The following is a 16,422-nucleotide window of genomic DNA, read 5'->3' as shown; positions in this document are numbered from 1 at the left end:
TTTAGGCACATTTAACTAAATTTGGATTATACCAAAACCAAGTTTATGTATCAATTAACAGTACCTGCAGATCACGTTAACGAATCTTTAAGTAAGCACATTCTGGCCGATGGTTTCGACCTGACCTACGATATGGAAAAGAGTCACGGCGCCTATATTTACGACTCTAAATACAACAGAACTTTGCTCGATTTTTTTACTTGCTTTGCTTCCGTTCCTTTAGGTTATAACCACCCTAAAATGATTAATGATGAAGCGTTTAAGAAAAATCTTCTCCTCGCTGCTTTAGCCAATCCATCGAACTCTGATGTTTACACCCAGCAGTATGCACAGTTTGTTGAAACATTTTCTAAAGTTGGCATCCCTGATTATTTGCCACACGCTTTTTTTATTGCGGGCGGAGGCTTAGCAGTAGAAAATGCAATTAAAGTAGCCATGGACTGGAAGGTTCAGAAAAACTTTGCAAAAGGATATACAGAAGAAAAAGGCTTCAAGGTTTTACACTTCGAAAGAGCTTTTCATGGCAGAACAGGCTATACTTTAAGCTTAACCAATACCTTACCCGATAAAACAAAATGGTTTGCCAAGTTTGATTGGCCAAGAGTGGCTGTTCCGGAAGTTAAATTTCCACTTTCAGGAGATAATTTAAGTCATGCCATTGCAACTGAAGAAGCTTCGCTCCAACAGATCAAAAAAGCCTTTGCGGATAATAAAGATGATATTTGCGCGATAATTGTAGAACCGATTCAATCTGAAGGTGGAGATAATCACCTACGGGATGAGTTTTTGATCCAACTTAAGACTTTGGCCGATGAAAATGATGCCTTTTTGATTTATGATGAAGTACAAACTGGTGTTGGCTTAACCGGTAAATTCTGGTGTCACCAACATTTCAGCGAAAAAGCCAGACCTGATATTTTGGCTTTTGGTAAAAAAATGCAGGTTTGCGGCATCCTTGTTGGGAATAAAGTAGACGAAATTGAAACCAATGTATTTAAAGTACCCAGCCGGATTAATTCAACATGGGGAGGCAATCTTGTAGATATGGTACGTTCTACCCAGATTTTACAGATCGTAGAAGAAGATCAGCTATGCGACAATGCGGCAAAAATAGGCATGTATTTAAAAGAGCAGTTGAAAAATCTGTCACATAAGTTTGATCAAATGACAAATATACGCGGAAGGGGTTTGCTGTGTTCATTTGATTTCCCGACAAAAGAAATGCGCAATGCATTTATTGGTAAAGGATTGGAGAACAATGTGATGTTTTTGGGCTGTGGCGATAAAACCATACGCTTTCGTCCGGCACTTTGTATTGAGCAAAAGCATATTGACGAAGGCTTGACGGTTATGGAAAAAATATTGCCTTTATTGTAGGCATGAATAGAAAATCGTTAGTTTATTTCTTCGTTGCAGGGATTTTAGTATTGATCATTTTCATGGTTAAAGATGTTTTCGACCAACCTGGGATTGGGGATATGAAAGCTGGCTTTAAGGAAATTATCAAGTATAGAAACGCCAATAACACTGGGCCGGTACAACGGATTTACATCGTAACGGTTAAAGATTCGATATGGAAAGAGATGGAAGATTATGGCAACCTAATGCCCCATACTAAATACGGGAATACGAAAGTTTACTTCTTTATGCAAAATGGAAATGTTCCAAGTATATTAGAGCCTGGAGAAGTAAACTTCGACCCTCAGTTTAATAAAAATTGTATTGCCTTATTTGAAAAAAGTGCAATGAGCCAGGTGGCGTTTAACAAGTATCCGTTTTAAAAGCAGTTTTTTTAATTACAAATGAACCGTGATTATAGTTCGATAAGTCCGTCAGCAAAATCGCTTTTACTTGCCAAAAGTTTAACAAATATTCCCTTTGTTGCCGATGCTGTTAAGTTAATTTACGGTAACGACGCCCTTGAAAAATTATATCATAAAGATTTTGATGAGGTATTTTTAAAACGCTTGGTGCATTTTGAAAGTAGATATTTATCTCTGGATAGCTTACTTTTTGCATCAGGCTCTTTAAATATTATAGAAATTTCTTCTGGCTTTTCTTTCAGGGGCTTGGACCTGGTTTTAAGGCATCCAACGATTTATTATTTGGATACTGATTTACAAGGCGTAATCGATATCAAAAAAGATTTGATTGATCGGCTAATTGTAGATGAGAAATTACAACTAAAGGGTAAACTCAAAACCGAGGCTTTAAATGCTTTGGATGGAGATGCTTTTTCAAATGTTATAAATCAAATGCCTCTTGGCCCGGTTAGTATTATAAATGAAGGTTTATTGGTGTATTTAAATAATGAAGAAAAGATATCATTATGTAAAACCATCCATAAATCATTAAAACAAAGAGGTGGTTATTGGATCACAGCTGATGTATATGTTAAAAGACCGATACCTAAAAATGAAACCAATGATCATTTTTCTCAGTTTCTGGAAGCACACCATGTAGAAGATAATAAGTTTGATAGCTTTGAACAGGCTGAACACTTCTTTCTTGAACAAGGTTTCAAATTGATCACTAAAGCAACTTCAGTCTGGCATCAACTTTCCTCGCTAAAATATATTGATATTGAATTGTTAAAAAAAATGAAAGAACAGGCTAATAAAATTGGGAGAATCAGGGAAACCTGGGTTTTAAAAGCGATTTAATTAAACAGAACGAAATACCAGCATTCAAATATGTAAAATTCCATGACTTGTTTGCCGAATGCGTTAATCCTTATGATTTGGAAATGAAGGGTTTTGTGCATTTGGCATTTTCAGTCCCGCTTTCCCTCCTGCCAATTTGATCCCGATGTAAAATCGGGAGGCATCCGTTCCAATCGGGTTTATGAACAATGTTTTGTGCCTTGAAAAAAAACGCTATTCAATAAACCTGACAGCAGCGGCAGCCCCGATTTTTCTATCGGGCTACAGCGAATGGCAGGACCATAGCCCCTATGAAATGCTGACGTTCGTTTCCTAACACTATTATTTATTATTCCTATGAGTCTTCGGCTACGCTCAGACGGACAAGCAACTAATTGACCCAACTCAAAACTAACGAAGTTCCCAAACTGCTCTTACCCTTTCAAACTTCGTGAGTTTCCCCTCTAAACAAATGCTGAAAATCCGGTTATTGCACGGCCAACAATCAGTGTATTAATTTCTTTTGTACCCTCATAAGAATAAATCGCCTCGGCATCGGCCACAAAACGTGCTACATTATATTCGAGTAAAATACCGTTTCCGCCCATTACTTCCCTTGCTTTGCTTACTACATCACGCGTTCTTAATGAACAGAATACCTTTGCTAACGAAGCATGTTCATCTTTCAATAAACCCTGGTCTTGTAATTGCGAAAGACGGAAACAAAGTGTTTGCATCGCTGTTAAATTTGATAACATTTCCACCAGGTGGTTTTGAATTAATTGAAAAGAAGCAATGGGTTTACCAAACTGTTTTCGGGTCTGGGTATATTCCAAAGCATTTTCATAAGCACCACGGGCGCAGCCTACCGCCTGCCAGGCAACCCCTGCCCTCGTCATTTGCAATACCTTAGCGGTATCTTTAAATGAGTTGGCATTTTGTAAGCGATCGGCCTCTTCTACCTCGCAATTGGTTAAGGTAATGATTCCATTCTGCACGATCCGCAATGCCATTTTATCCTGCATTTTCTCTACAGTAAAACCTGGATTGTCTTTTTTCACGATAAAGCCTTTTACTTCTCCGCTTTCCTCATCGCGTGCCCAAATAATTAAGATATCTGCAAAGGTGGCATTACCAATCCATTTTTTCTGACCATTTAAAATCCATTTATCGGCTACCTTTTTACAGGTTGTGGTTAAACCGCCAGCAGCGGCAGAGCCAACTTCGGGTTCGGTTAATCCGAATGCACCAATAATTTTAAATTGCTGCATGAGCGGTAACCACTGTTGTTTCTGTTCCTCCGATCCACATAAATAGATCGACCCCATGGCCAGGCCGCTCTGTACACCAAAAAAAGTAGAAATCGAGGTATCAATCCTGGCCATTTCCATCGCTAAAATACCTTCCATTAAATTCGATTTCCCCGGACAGCCATAACCTTTATAGGTTAATCCACAAATGTTGAGTTCGGCAAGTTTTGGAATAATTTCGAAAGGGAATTCAGCTTTGTTCCAGTAATGGTTAACTATGGGTTTTACTTCTTTTTCTAAAAAAGCACGTACTTTTAACTGAAGCTCACGGTCTTCATCTTTGAGCGCTTCATCGCCCAAATGGTAAAAATCACCTTCAATGGGTGGTAATTCTTTCTTTTTACCCGATCCACCCATCATTTTCATCATTCCCTGGATTTGTTTATCATCCAGGCTTGATATGGTTTCGACCATTTTGGGTAAATCGACTTTTTTCGATAAAGCCTCTAACTTATCGAAATCTACGTGTTTAAAGAGATTGTAAGCGTTTTTGAGAGAAGAGAATATATTCGCCATTATTATTCGTTTTGAGAATAACAAATAAAGGGCGGTTTTGTTGGACTCCGGGCTTTGTCATTCTGAGGAACGAAGAATCTTTAACCGATGAAAAAGATGCTTTGTGCCTCGCACGATAAGAGTACAAAAAAATTTGTTGTATTTGCGTTAGTGCATTTACCTGAAAGATTCTTCTCTGCGCTCAGAATGACAAATTTTTCTACCTTAAATCAAACAAATTATCAACACCCAACAATTTCCGCGAAGTAAAGCCTTCGCCAAAAGTGGCGCCAATGCTTTTACCAAATTCTCTTGAACGGCCAATTACGCTTTCGAAAAATTCCGGCGATGAAATATAAGTTTGCAAACCATCTACATCAGGATTATAAAACTGTGTTTTAAAAGCCTTAATCGATTCAATTTTCTTATCCATGTGATCAGAAATATCTACAATAATATCAGGCTTCAAGTATCTGTCCTGGATGTATTGCAACAGCAACCTCGGGCGGTGGGCCTCTTGTTTAATACCATCTATCAACGTTTCTATTTTTGGTAAACCTGATAAAAAAACCGAATCGTACACCAGGTCGCCTGCCCTTCCATGATCAGGGTGACGGTCTTCCAAAGCATTGCTTAAAATAATTTCGGGTTGATATTTTCTGATGACTTTAATCACTTCTAAACGGTGAAATTCATCATTCTGAAAAAATCCGTCTCTCAATCTTAAATTTTCGCGAACATGTAAGCCCAAAATTTTTGCAGAGTCTGCAGCCTCTTCATCTCTTGTTTCTGCTGTGCCACGCGTACCCAGTTCGCCTCTGGTTAAATCTACAATTCCAACTTTTTTACCAAGGGCAATATGTTTTAAAATAGTACCGGAACAGCAAAGCTCTGCATCATCAGGATGCACGGCTATAACTAAAATATCTAACTTCATGACGTAATTATTGGGTATTTTGGCTCAGCAGTTGCTGAATTTTCTTTTTAATTTTCGAACTCAACGGCTTGGTGAAGGGCAAGAAATAATCTTCCAGTTCGCCATTTTTGTTCAGCAGGTATTTATGAAAGTTCCAACGGGGTTTCGAACTTAATTTTGTGTTTTGCTTTTTATCGCTCAGGAACTGATAAAGTGGATGAGCATGTTCGCCACGGACCATAATCTTTTCAAAAACAGGGAATTTTACACCATGGTTAATCTCGCAAAAAGATGCGATATCAGACCCATTTAAAGGTTCTTGTTTTCCAAAATCATTTGTGGGAAAGCCCAGAATTTCAAAATCAGGGCTGTTAATCTCGTCTTTAAGTTGCTGTAATTCTTTTAACTGTGGCGTAAAACCACATTCTGATGCCGTATTTACAATTAAAACAACTTTGTTGCGGTAGGCTGATAATGGCTGCTCTTCGCCATTAATTTTCTTAACCTTAAACGAATAAATATTCGGAATGCGTTCCTGCATTATATGTTATTGATAAAATCCTGACGTACGGATAATAGACTCTATATCTCTATCTGTATTCGGATCGTAAGTGCTTTTTAAATTATGTCCTACCACACGGGCAACAATCTGATAAGAAAATGCAGCGAAACCGCCTTTGGTTTGCTTTACTATATCATATGTTGTTCTGCCTACTTCGCGGTCGATCAGTTTTGTTAAAATCTGACCCTGAGTAATCGTTAATTCCTTTATTTCGCGGTTAAACATGTCTTTAATTTCTTTATCGCATTGTTTAACCAGTTGTTTCTGTTCTTTTTTCTCGGGAGTCCGGGCCAAATCCTGTTCCAATTGCTCATATCGGCGTTTTGCAAACAGTGCATAAGGCATTACTTTTAGTACGTTATACCTTAAACGGTTGTAGGCAGCCTGTTCTGCCGGCGATTTCCAGATTCTGGCTGCGTAAATGTTAACCTCATTAAGTTGCATCCAGGGAATCATGACACCATTATCGTTTGTTGAGGCTACTCTAATCGTATCGCTTTTACCCTTTTTTGGAAATACAGGTGCAGCAGGATCCTGGGCTCGTAGCGAAATGCTGCAAATCATTACAATAGAAAGAAAAAAGAGCCCTTTAAATTTCATAAATTTATACTTTTACAAAGTTAGGTGTTATTTCATATATTAGTTGTTTCACAAAACTAATATAAGTTTTATTCATAAATAAGACGCAAATTTTTACGCAAAAAATACAAATGAAAACAGAGTTAGTGATTGATTTAGAGGCGGAAAAGCAAGAGATTCTAAAAAGATATAGGGCATTACTACGGGCAAGCAAATCTACTTTACAAAAGGGCGATAAAAAAGAAATCAGAAAAGCTTTTGATATGGCACTGGAAAGCCATAAAGATATGCGCCGTAAATCTGGCGAACCTTACATCTACCACCCTATCGCTGTCGCTCAGATTGCTGCTGAAGAAATTGGCCTGGGAACAACCTCAATAGTATGCGCCTTACTACACGATGTGGTAGAGGACACCGATATCACTTTAGAAGATATTGAACGTGAGTTCGGTAAAAAAACCGCTAAAATTATCGACGGCTTAACTAAAATATCTGGCGTTTTCGATACCAACAGCTCTTTACAGGCCGAAAATTTCCGTAAAATGCTGCTTACCCTGGCGGATGATGTGAGGGTAATCCTGATCAAACTTGCCGATCGTTTGCACAATATGCGTACAATGGATTTTATGCCCCGCCACAAGCAGCTTAAAATCGCTTCAGAAACCATTTATTTATACGCTCCATTAGCCCATAGATTGGGTTTATATGCCATAAAATCAGAGTTGGAAGATCTTTCGATGAAATATCTTGATCCTGATACTTATAAGTTCATCGCTAAAAAATTAAATGAGAAAAAAGCAGAACGTGCGCTTTTCATCAAAAAATTCGTAGAACCTATTGATGAAATTGTTCATGAACAAGGTTTAGTAGCCGATGTTTACGGCAGGCCGAAGTCAATCCACTCCATCTGGAACAAGATGAAAAAGAAAAATATCCCTTTTGAAGAGGTTTACGATCTTTTTGCGATCCGGATTATTTTGGACTCGGCCCCGGAAAATGAAAAGGCTGATTGCTGGAAAGCATATTCTATCGTTACCGATTTATACCGCCCCAATCCTGATCGTTTACGCGATTGGGTTTCCTCACCAAAAGGAAATGGTTACGAAAGTTTACACACGACGGTAATGGGCCCACGTGGACAATGGGTTGAGGTACAGATCCGTACGCAACGGATGAACGAAATTGCAGAGAAAGGTTTCGCCGCACACTGGAAATACAAAGAATCGAGTAACGATAACGGTCTGGATCAGTGGATCCAGAAAGTGCGCGAAATGTTAAGCAATCCTGAGGCCAATGCTTTAGATTTCCTTGACGATTTCAAGATGAATCTTTTCTCTGATGAGATTTTTATTTTCACGCCAAAAGGCGCTTTAATCCAGTTGCCTTTAGGCGCTACCGCATTGGATTTTGCTTTCGAGATCCATACCGATGTGGGCGCAACCTGTATCGGTGCTAAAGTAAACCACAAACTGGTTCCGATTTCATATAAACTGCAAAATGGCGATCAGGTAGAGATTATTACCTCGAGCAAACAAACCCCTAAAGAAGATTGGCTAAACGTGGTGGTTACTGCTAAAGCCAAATCTAAAATTAAGTCATCGCTAAAAGAAGAAAAGCGGAAAATTGCTGAAAACGGGAAAGAAATCCTGGAAAGAAAGCTAAAGTCATTAAAAATCACTTATAATACCGATAATATACAAAAGCTCAGCTATTTCTTTAAGCTGCCTTCTACACAAGAGCTTTTTGTAAATGTTGCCTTGGGCAAAATCGAGCTAAAAGACATAAAAGAATACCTGTCTAGCGAGAAAGAGGTCGAAAACCGTGGACCAGAACGTCCTGAAAACCTTTCTGTAGATGGAATCAAGAGTAAAATAAAAGGCGGAGAATCTGATATTTTACTGATTGGTGAAGATATGCAGCGTATTGATTATACATTGGCAGCCTGTTGTAACCCGATACCTGGAGATGATGTTTTTGGATTCATCACCGTGAGCGAAGGCATTAAAATACATCGTACCAATTGTCCAAATGCAGCACAGTTAATGGCCAATTATGGTTATCGTGTGGTAAAAGCCAAATGGAACAAACAACAGGAATTAACCTTTTTAACAGGCTTACGGATTGTTGGCATTGATGATGTCGGTTTGATCAACAACATTACCAGGGTTATCTCTACCGATTTTAAAGTAAATATGCGATCGATTACGGTTGATACCAATGAGGGGATTTTTGATGGTTCGATTATGATTTTTGTAAATGATACCGAACACCTGGAAAACCTGATTAAAAATTTATTAAAAGTTAGAGGGGTAACGGGAGTAACGAGGTTTGATGCCTAATTAGTCCGAAAGTCCGGAGTCCGATGTTGGAAGTCAGATTGCAGGATCAAATAGTCATAAGTCTTAAATCATAATGATCAGTACGACTAAAATAAATGCAAATACTATGTTCGATGAATTGACAAAATATAAAAAGAAGGACCATTTCTTCTTTCGAGCCACCGATACTTTAAGCCAAGTTTGCAATGCACCAACCAACCAAAGTGGAATTTATATTGTATATGCTTTAAAGAGTGGAAAAATTGAATTAATCTATATTGGAAGATCAGGAAAGATTGAATCTGATGGTACAATGTTCATTCGAAAAACAGGTTTGGGTGGCATAAAAGACAGGATTGTAAACGGGCATCAATTTGGTAAAATTGCCAGACGAAAATCATGGCCAATCCAAATGCTAAGTGAGGGGATTGAGGCTTTGGATGTTTATTGGTATGCAACACATGACATAAATTTAAATGACTGTCCAAGAGTATTAGAAAATAAGCTACTCAAGCGACATACAGAAATATTTGGGCAGCTTCCTAAATGGAACAGAGCTCTTTAACATGATTCAAATCACTACTAATAAGAGTGGCTTAGATAAAGGGGCAAGAAATATTGCATCACATGTTAAATGTATGGGTTATCTCAAGCTGCCACCTTCGCCAAGCCTCGGAACGTTATACGCTATTTGACAGATTGAACTTCGGACCTCTGTCTTCCTGACCTCCGACTTTATTTCAACGATCAAACACTACAACGATCAATCAATTCCCAAATCTGTGTAATCATTTAATCGGTGTAATCATTTTTCAAAACTATTTACCTACCTTTGAGTGGAGTTTAAAAACTATGTCTGAACAAAAAACAAATGAGCTCGTTCGCAAGATTTTTGAGGCTTATTTAGAAAACAAAAATCTACGTAAAACACCAGAGCGTTTCGCTATATTGGAAGAAATATATTCAAGAAACGATCACTTTGATGTAGAAACCCTTTATATCCACATGAAAAACCAAAAGTATCGCGTAAGTCGTGCTACGGTTTATAATACATTGGAGTTATTGGTTTCATGCGATTTAGTTACCAAACACCAGTTTGGTAAAAACATGGCACAATTCGAAAAATCTTATGGTTACCGCCAGCACGATCACGTGATCTGTATCGAATGCGGTAAAGTAGTAGAGTTCTGCGATCCCCGAATCCACCAGATCCAAACTATGGTTGGCGATCTTTTAAAATTTGATGTTAAACACCATTCATTAAATCTTTATGGTTTCTGCTCTGACTGCAGTATGGCCAGAAAAGTTAGCGAAAGTGCGGCCACAGTCGAAAAAATCAAACAAAATTAAATCAAAATACAAATAAAACCAGCTTAATTTATTAATAATGACGCAAGTAGATGTACTTCTCGGCCTGCAATGGGGCGATGAAGGAAAGGGAAAAATCGTTGATGTACTAAGTCCAAAATATGATCTTATTGCCCGTTTTCAGGGTGGCCCAAATGCCGGACATACTTTAGAGTTCGATGGCAAAAAATTCGTTTTAAATACAATTCCTTCAGGAATTTTTAACGAAAAAACCATGAACCTGATTGGTAATGGTGTAGTAATCGACCCTATTATCCTAAAAAGAGAGTTAGATAATTTAAAAAAAGCTGGTCATGATCCTGTTGCCGATGGCAAATTGGTGATTGCCCGTAAAGCGCACTTAATTTTACCAACCCACCAATTATTGGATGCTGCGAACGAAGCACGCATGGGTAAAAATAAAATTGGATCAACTTTAAAAGGTATCGGTCCAACTTATATGGATAAAACTGGCCGTAACGGTTTACGTGTTGGTGATACTACCCTACCTGATTTTAAAGAGCGTTATGCTAAACTGGTAGAAAAACATACTGAAATCCTTTCTCATTACGAAGGCTTCGAATATGAATTAGCGGAAAAAGAAGCATCATTCTTTGAAGCAATCGAATTCTTAAAAACCATCCCTCACGTAGATAGCGAACATTATGTGAATGGTTTCTTAAAAGAAGGAAAAGCGGTTTTAGCAGAAGGTGCTCAGGGAACATTATTGGACGTGGATTTTGGTTCATACCCTTTTGTAACTTCTAGTAACACTACAACTGCTGGTGCCTGTACTGGTTTAGGTATTGCACCGAATAAAGTAGGAACCGTTTATGGTATCTTCAAAGCATATTGTACGCGTGTTGGTGGCGGCCCTTTCCCTACTGAATTAGATAATGAAGTTGGTGAAAATTTACGCGCTTTAGGTCACGAATTTGGCGCAACTACAGGTCGTGCCCGTCGCTGTGGCTGGATTGATCTTCCTGCATTAAAATATGCCATCATGTTAAACGGTGTAACCGAATTAATTATGATGAAAGCTGATGTTCTCGATACTTTTGATACCATTTATGCTTGTACCCACTACGAATATAATGGTGAAACGATTGATTATATGCCATATGATATCATTTCAATCGAACCAAAACCAGTATTAAAAGCAATTGACGGTTGGGCTACTGATGTAACTAAAATTACTTCTGTAGATGAAATTCCAGCTAAATTGAGCGATTATATTGCTTTCTTAGAGAAAGAATTAGAAGTGCCGATTAAATTCCTTTCAGTAGGACCAGATAGAGCACAAACTTTAGCGTTACGTTAGAAACATAATTCGTCATGCTGAATTTATTTCAGCATCTATCTACTCTATTAACACTAATAGATCCTGAAATAAATTCAGGGTGACAATCAATTAAAGAAAAGCAATCCATAGCGGATTGCTTTTTTGTTTTTCAGTTAATTATAATAAAAAAATCGTCATTCCTGCGCAGGCGGGAATCTTACTGCAATAGGCTTCAGGATTACTTAACTATACCTAACGTAATCTCGACTGAAGCGTAGCGAAACGGAGAGATCTATCTAAACAGATTTCTCGACTACGCTACACTCCGCTCGAAATGACGATTTATATGAATGAAAGTGCTATGAGAAAATCAATAAGCCGCTCCAAAAGATAAAAATTAATTTCTTACAATACCATCTCTATTTTTACCTTTGCGGCAGCTTGAAAACCCCGCAAAACATATCCGATTTCAAACAAAAAGCATTGCATTGGGCCAACCAGTTCGAGATTTGTTGCTTTTTAGATTCAAATAACTACAAAGATGCTTATTCAGCTTACGATTTCATTATCGCGGCCGGTGCTCATGCAGAACTAAAATGTGGAGCAGGAAATGCATTTGATCAGCTAAAAAGTTTTCATTCTCAACATCAGCAGTGGATCTTCGGCTTTTTCAGTTACGACCTGAAAAACGAAATCGAAGATCTTCAATCTAATCATCCGGATCATTTAAATTTCCCAGATCTATATTTTTTTGTTCCAAAATACCTCGTAGCCTTCAAAAAGGGCAATGTTGAGGTTCTGATTGGTCCTGAATCGATTTTAGCGGACATAAATTCCTTTCAGCTTAACACAGGAACCCAATCTAAAAAAGTAACGATAGCGCAACGATTGTCTAAGGACCAATATATTCAAAAAGTAGGCTCCTTAAGAGATCATATTATTCGTGGCGATATTTATGAAGTTAATTTCTGTCAGGAGTTTTTTGCCGAAAATATAAAAATAGACCCCATTCAAACTTTTGAGGCGCTAAATCAAGTCTCTCCCACCCCTTTTGCAGGTTATTTTAAGGTTTATGGTAAATATATTTTATCTGCCACACCAGAAAGATTTTTGTGCAAACGTGGCTCAAAACTTACCTCACAGCCCATTAAAGGCACAGCTAAAAGAAGTTCTGATGTGGCAGAAGATGAAGCCATAAAGCTGCAGCTTAGAAACGACATTAAAGAACAGGCAGAAAATGTAATGATAGTTGATTTGGTACGCCACGACCTTACCAAATCAGCCGTTAAGGGTTCTGTTACCGTTGATGAATTATTCGGCATTTACAGCTTCCCGCAGGTACACCAGATGATTTCTACTATTAGCTGTGACTTAAATCCAGAAGTGCATTTTATTGATGCCATTAAAAATGCTTTCCCAATGGGTTCCATGACAGGTGCCCCAAAGGTTAAAGCCATGAAATTAATTGAAGAATACGAAGTGACCAAAAGAGGTATTTATTCGGGTTCTTTCGGCTGCATCAGTCCTGATGGTGATTTCGATTTTAATGTGGTTATCCGCAGCATTTTGTATAATGCCGATTCCAAATATTTATCTTTTCAGGTTGGAGGAGCGATTACCTACCAAAGTAATGCGGCTTCAGAATATGAGGAGTGTTTGCTAAAAGCCAGTGCGATATTGAAGGTATTGGGAGGTTAATTTGTTCATTAGTTCACTTGCCATTCATTCATTAGCCAGTTTGTCATTCTGAACGCAGTGAAGAATCTTTTTATTTCTTGCTTTATCCTCTCGTAATCGTTTTACACTTTCGAATTGCAGATTCTTAGTAAACTCAGAATGACAATTTTCGGAAAACAAAAAAGGCAGAAAATTCTGCATCTTGCAAAACCTTCCACCTCTATACCTTCAGCCTTCTACCTTATTTCTTATAATACTGTTGTGCTTCAGGCAAATATTTTTGAATCTGTGCAATACGTGTAGCATCACTTGGGTGGGTACTTAAAAATTCAGCCGGCTTTTGGGCTCCTGCAGATGCAGCCGACATTCTATTCCAGAAACTGGTCGCATTTTGCGGATTATATCCGGCCATGGCCATAAAAATCAAGCCCAAACGATCGGCTTCCAATTCCTGATTACGGCTAAATTTCAACATCGCAACTGGTGTACCAACGCCATATAATGTGTTAAAAATAGACTGCGTTTTAGGGTTTTTAGATAAAGCGACTCCCGCTGCTGCACCAACACCCTGGGCAACCATCTCCTGCGACATACGCTCAGCTGAGTGACCCGCAATGGCATGCGCAATCTCATGCCCCATAACAGTTGCTAAACCGGCGTCATCCTGGGTAACAGGCAAAATACCAGTATAAACCACAATCTTCCCTCCTGGCATACACCAGGCATTTTTTTCATTGTTCTGTACTACATTAACTTCCCATTGATAATCAGCAATCAGGTTGCCATAATTATTGCTGTTCATATAAGATTTTACAGCTGTAATTAACCTGCTTCCAACCGTTTTCACCTTTAAGGCCTGGGCATTTGAAGCGGGTAAAACGGTTGCTTTATTTTCTGTTAAAAAGGTACTATAGGCTTGGAATGCCATTGGCAAAACCTGATCGTTACTAACTAAATCAAATCGACTACGTCCTGTTAAAGGAACTGTAGAACATGAGTTAAATAATAAAATCCCAGCAACACTTGCTGTTAAAAATAACTTTTTCATAAATGCGATTTTAAATGATTAGTAATACCTATAGGTAAAGTCGATGATTAAACAGTAAGCCTATAAATAAGTTTTAAAGAAATGTGTTTTGTTAATTAATTAGTCTTCTTCCTAAACAAATACACTTTAGATTCTTTGCCTTTCAGCAATCTTTCGAGATTTTTTTGGTGCGTAACTAAGATTAAAATACAAACCACCATGCCATAAAGCACTTCAGATTTGATGGAAACCTGAAACAAGAAAACTACACTTAGCGGAAAAGTAAATCCGGCGCAAATAGAGCTTAATGAAACATATTTAGTTAACAACAATACCACCACAAAAACCAGAACGCAAAGCATAGATGCTTCGAAGTTAACTGCTAAAATCATTCCAAAAAGTGTGGCTACTCCTTTCCCCCCCCTGAAACCCGCAAAAACAGGAAATAAATGTCCCATTACCGCGGTCACCCCCAAGGCAAGTTGGTAGTTAACAAAAACAACTGAATTTTGTGGCCCGGTAACCGACATACCGATCAGATAGGCAAGATTGGTTGCAGTATAACCTTTTGCAATATCAATGATCATAACAGCAATTCCGGCTTTTTTGCCTAGTACCCTAAAAGTATTGGTTGCTCCCGCATTGCCACTTCCGTATTCCCTTACATCAACTCCATAGAATGCCTGACCAAGCCATACAGCTGTTGGTATAGATCCAAAAAGGTAAGCAATTAATAACGCGCTGAGAGAATAAACCGTAACCATAGCCTACAATGATACAAAAAATAAGCTTTCAATTTTATAGCAAATCACTTTAGTATGCTTTTAAACTCATATCCAGGCTTTTCACAGAATGTGTAAGCGCACCCATCGAAATAAAATCTACTCCACAAGCTGCATATTCTGCAACATTCTCTTCAGTAATTCCTCCGGAAGCTTCTGTAATAAATTTCCCGTCGATTAATGCAACGGCAGCCCTTAAGTTTTCAAAACTAAAATTATCAAGCATAATGCGGTCTACACCACCAATAGCCAAAACCTGGGATAACTCTTCTAAGTTCCTAACCTCAATTTCGATCTGTAGTGATTTATTCTGATTGATCAGATATTTTTGTGCAGCGGTAATGGCGTTTGAAATCCCTCCTGCATAATCTACATGATTATCCTTGATTAAGATCATATCATATAAACCAATGCGGTGATTTACACCACCACCAATCCTAACTGCCCATTTTTCTAAATAACGCAAACCGGGAGTAGTTTTACGAGTATCTAAAATCTTGGTTTTAGCCGTTTTTAACAGTGAAACAATACGATGAGTTTTGGTAGCAATACCACTCATACGCTGCATGCAGTTTAAAACCAATCGTTCTGCTATTAAAATAGCATGTGTACTTCCAGCAACGGTTAAAGCAATATCGCCTACTTTTACAGCAACACCATCCTGTAGCAATACATCAACTTTCAGTCCGGCATCAACCTCCTTAAAAATCTCAAGGGCCAAATCAATTCCAGCCAAAACACCATCTTCTTTGATAATCAGTTTTGCTTTTCCCTGCGTTCCTTTTGGAATTGTTGAAAGTGAAGTATGATCTCCATCACCAACATCTTCGGTAAGGGCATTTTTTATGAATTGATGTATAAGTTGAGTATCCAAAATATAGGTTTTATGCCGCAAAAATAAGAATTATTTATTAGCAGGCAATTTACTGAAAGGTTAAAGTGAATTTGTTAACATCAGAAGTTTCCAGCCTCCGCGACTTATGAAGTTGGCAAGGCATAGCGTTGGCAAAATTCCGTAAGTTCTGGATAGCCAATTAATCCTTAGCCGGTTCAATTCTTAATTCAGTAATTGAAAAGCTGGTATTGAATTTTTTCATGGTAATAGAAATCCTGAAGGTTTCTTTAGCAGTACTTAAAATAATTACGCCAAAACGATAATTTGGATTTGTATTAATTTTATGAAAAATACTTGTTTTTACCGGAGGATGTTTAATAAAAAAATCTCTCAAAATTTGTTCACCCTGTGCTTTTGAGTATACATCTTCTTCATCAACAATGATAAGTTCGATGGTTGAGGCGAAACTTTTAGCAATTTCTTTTGAGTTGCCAGCTTTAAAATACGAAGATAAATCATCAATTATATCTGCCTGGATGGCTGTAGGGTAATATAATGACGATAAACTAATAACGAGTAAAAATAAGCTCCGGATCATTTCTGTATTTTATACAGAACCCTATAGCTAAAATTATGCCATTAGCATATCA

At 38.0% G+C, this 16,422-nt stretch carries 16 protein-coding genes; 8 read left to right on the top strand and 8 right to left on the bottom strand.

Annotated elements, in window-relative coordinates:
* Positions 1-45 precede the first annotated feature (45 nt).
* Genes lat through IM793_RS17810 form a run of 3 tightly spaced genes read left to right on the top strand, consistent with a single transcriptional unit; the run spans position 46 to position 2,663 of the window.
* A complete protein-coding gene (gene lat / locus IM793_RS17820; protein WP_193423677.1) occupies positions 46-1,377 on the top strand; it encodes an L-lysine 6-transaminase in 1,332 nt (443 codons plus the stop codon).
* Positions 1,378-1,379: 2 nt separating this feature from the next.
* A complete protein-coding gene (locus tag IM793_RS17815) occupies positions 1,380-1,781 on the top strand; it encodes a hypothetical protein (RefSeq protein ID WP_193423675.1) in 402 nt (133 codons plus the stop codon).
* A 21-nt stretch (positions 1,782-1,802) separates the two neighbouring features.
* Positions 1,803-2,663: a hypothetical protein gene (locus IM793_RS17810; RefSeq protein WP_193423673.1), complete on the top strand. Its 861-nt coding sequence runs from the start codon at positions 1,803-1,805 to the stop codon at positions 2,661-2,663.
* A 443-nt stretch (positions 2,664-3,106) separates the two neighbouring features.
* On the opposite strand, the gene IM793_RS17805 is transcribed toward IM793_RS17810, so the two are convergent.
* From IM793_RS17805 to IM793_RS17790, 4 genes are all read right to left on the bottom strand, one after another.
* Positions 3,107-4,468: an acyl-CoA dehydrogenase family protein gene (locus IM793_RS17805; protein WP_193423670.1), complete on the bottom strand. Its 1,362-nt coding sequence runs from the start codon at positions 4,466-4,468 to the stop codon at positions 3,107-3,109.
* Between the two features lie 199 nt (positions 4,469-4,667).
* A complete protein-coding gene (gene bshB1 / locus IM793_RS17800) occupies positions 4,668-5,384 on the bottom strand; it encodes a bacillithiol biosynthesis deacetylase BshB1 (protein ID WP_193423668.1) in 717 nt (238 codons plus the stop codon).
* Between the two features lie 7 nt (positions 5,385-5,391).
* Positions 5,392-5,904, bottom strand: coding sequence for a glutathione peroxidase (locus tag IM793_RS17795; protein WP_138817954.1), 513 nt, complete (start codon positions 5,902-5,904; stop codon positions 5,392-5,394).
* A 6-nt stretch (positions 5,905-5,910) separates the two neighbouring features.
* Entirely contained in the window at positions 5,911-6,525 is a 615-nt protein-coding gene (locus IM793_RS17790) for a DUF4294 domain-containing protein (RefSeq protein WP_193423666.1), read from the bottom strand.
* A 110-nt stretch (positions 6,526-6,635) separates the two neighbouring features.
* On the opposite strand from IM793_RS17790, the gene IM793_RS17785 reads away from it, so the two are divergent.
* From IM793_RS17785 to IM793_RS17765, 5 genes are all read left to right on the top strand, one after another.
* Entirely contained in the window at positions 6,636-8,843 is a 2,208-nt protein-coding gene (locus IM793_RS17785) for a bifunctional (p)ppGpp synthetase/guanosine-3',5'-bis(diphosphate) 3'-pyrophosphohydrolase (RefSeq protein WP_138817956.1), read from the top strand.
* Positions 8,844-8,916: 73 nt separating this feature from the next.
* The gene (locus IM793_RS17780; RefSeq protein ID WP_193423664.1) at positions 8,917-9,387 is read left to right on the top strand and encodes a hypothetical protein; all 471 of its coding nucleotides are present in this window, start codon (positions 8,917-8,919) and stop codon (positions 9,385-9,387) included.
* 287 nt (positions 9,388-9,674) lie between these two features.
* On the top strand, positions 9,675-10,172 hold the full coding sequence (locus IM793_RS17775; RefSeq protein WP_090500261.1) for a Fur family transcriptional regulator: 498 nt from the start codon (positions 9,675-9,677) through the stop codon (positions 10,170-10,172).
* A 37-nt stretch (positions 10,173-10,209) separates the two neighbouring features.
* Positions 10,210-11,490, top strand: a complete 1,281-nt coding sequence (locus tag IM793_RS17770) for an adenylosuccinate synthase (RefSeq protein WP_193423662.1) — start codon at positions 10,210-10,212, stop codon at positions 11,488-11,490.
* A gap of 402 nt (positions 11,491-11,892) precedes the next feature.
* Positions 11,893-13,149: an anthranilate synthase component I family protein gene (locus IM793_RS17765; RefSeq protein ID WP_193423660.1), complete on the top strand. Its 1,257-nt coding sequence runs from the start codon at positions 11,893-11,895 to the stop codon at positions 13,147-13,149.
* 220 nt (positions 13,150-13,369) lie between these two features.
* On the opposite strand, the gene IM793_RS17760 is transcribed toward IM793_RS17765, so the two are convergent.
* From IM793_RS17760 to IM793_RS17745, 4 genes are all read right to left on the bottom strand, one after another.
* On the bottom strand, positions 13,370-14,176 hold the full coding sequence (locus tag IM793_RS17760; protein WP_193423658.1) for a M48 family metallopeptidase: 807 nt from the start codon (positions 14,174-14,176) through the stop codon (positions 13,370-13,372).
* A gap of 95 nt (positions 14,177-14,271) precedes the next feature.
* Positions 14,272-14,919, bottom strand: coding sequence for a glycerol-3-phosphate 1-O-acyltransferase PlsY (plsY, locus tag IM793_RS17755; protein WP_029279402.1), 648 nt, complete (start codon positions 14,917-14,919; stop codon positions 14,272-14,274).
* Positions 14,920-14,968: 49 nt separating this feature from the next.
* Positions 14,969-15,811: a carboxylating nicotinate-nucleotide diphosphorylase gene (gene nadC / locus IM793_RS17750; RefSeq protein ID WP_193423656.1), complete on the bottom strand. Its 843-nt coding sequence runs from the start codon at positions 15,809-15,811 to the stop codon at positions 14,969-14,971.
* A gap of 160 nt (positions 15,812-15,971) precedes the next feature.
* Entirely contained in the window at positions 15,972-16,370 is a 399-nt protein-coding gene (locus IM793_RS17745; protein ID WP_132395305.1) for a DUF4783 domain-containing protein, read from the bottom strand.
* Positions 16,371-16,422: the final 52 nt, after the last annotated feature.

Origin of the sequence: Pedobacter sp. MR2016-19 (assembly GCF_014947265.1) — a bacterium.
In the GTDB taxonomy this organism is placed as follows: domain Bacteria; phylum Bacteroidota; class Bacteroidia; order Sphingobacteriales; family Sphingobacteriaceae; genus Pedobacter.
This window is presented reverse-complemented; position numbering and strand designations above follow the sequence as displayed.

Excerpts from the sequence above, each read along its gene's own strand:
- lat (WP_193423677.1), top strand. The coding sequence starts at position 46 with ATGTATCAATTAACAGTACCTGCAGATCACGTTAACGAATCTTTAAGT.
- IM793_RS17815 (WP_193423675.1), top strand. The coding sequence starts at position 1,380 with ATGAATAGAAAATCGTTAGTTTATTTCTTCGTTGCAGGGATTTTAGTA.
- IM793_RS17810 (WP_193423673.1), top strand. The coding sequence starts at position 1,803 with ATGAACCGTGATTATAGTTCGATAAGTCCGTCAGCAAAATCGCTTTTA.
- IM793_RS17805 (WP_193423670.1), bottom strand. The coding sequence starts at position 4,468 with ATGGCGAATATATTCTCTTCTCTCAAAAACGCTTACAATCTCTTTAAA.
- bshB1 (WP_193423668.1), bottom strand. The coding sequence starts at position 5,384 with ATGAAGTTAGATATTTTAGTTATAGCCGTGCATCCTGATGATGCAGAG.
- IM793_RS17795 (WP_138817954.1), bottom strand. The coding sequence starts at position 5,904 with ATGCAGGAACGCATTCCGAATATTTATTCGTTTAAGGTTAAGAAAATT.
- IM793_RS17790 (WP_193423666.1), bottom strand. The coding sequence starts at position 6,525 with ATGAAATTTAAAGGGCTCTTTTTTCTTTCTATTGTAATGATTTGCAGC.
- IM793_RS17785 (WP_138817956.1), top strand. The coding sequence starts at position 6,636 with ATGAAAACAGAGTTAGTGATTGATTTAGAGGCGGAAAAGCAAGAGATT.
- IM793_RS17780 (WP_193423664.1), top strand. The coding sequence starts at position 8,917 with ATGATCAGTACGACTAAAATAAATGCAAATACTATGTTCGATGAATTG.
- IM793_RS17775 (WP_090500261.1), top strand. The coding sequence starts at position 9,675 with ATGTCTGAACAAAAAACAAATGAGCTCGTTCGCAAGATTTTTGAGGCT.
- IM793_RS17770 (WP_193423662.1), top strand. The coding sequence starts at position 10,210 with ATGACGCAAGTAGATGTACTTCTCGGCCTGCAATGGGGCGATGAAGGA.
- IM793_RS17760 (WP_193423658.1), bottom strand. The coding sequence starts at position 14,176 with ATGAAAAAGTTATTTTTAACAGCAAGTGTTGCTGGGATTTTATTATTT.
- plsY (WP_029279402.1), bottom strand. The coding sequence starts at position 14,919 with ATGGTTACGGTTTATTCTCTCAGCGCGTTATTAATTGCTTACCTTTTT.
- IM793_RS17745 (WP_132395305.1), bottom strand. The coding sequence starts at position 16,370 with ATGATCCGGAGCTTATTTTTACTCGTTATTAGTTTATCGTCATTATAT.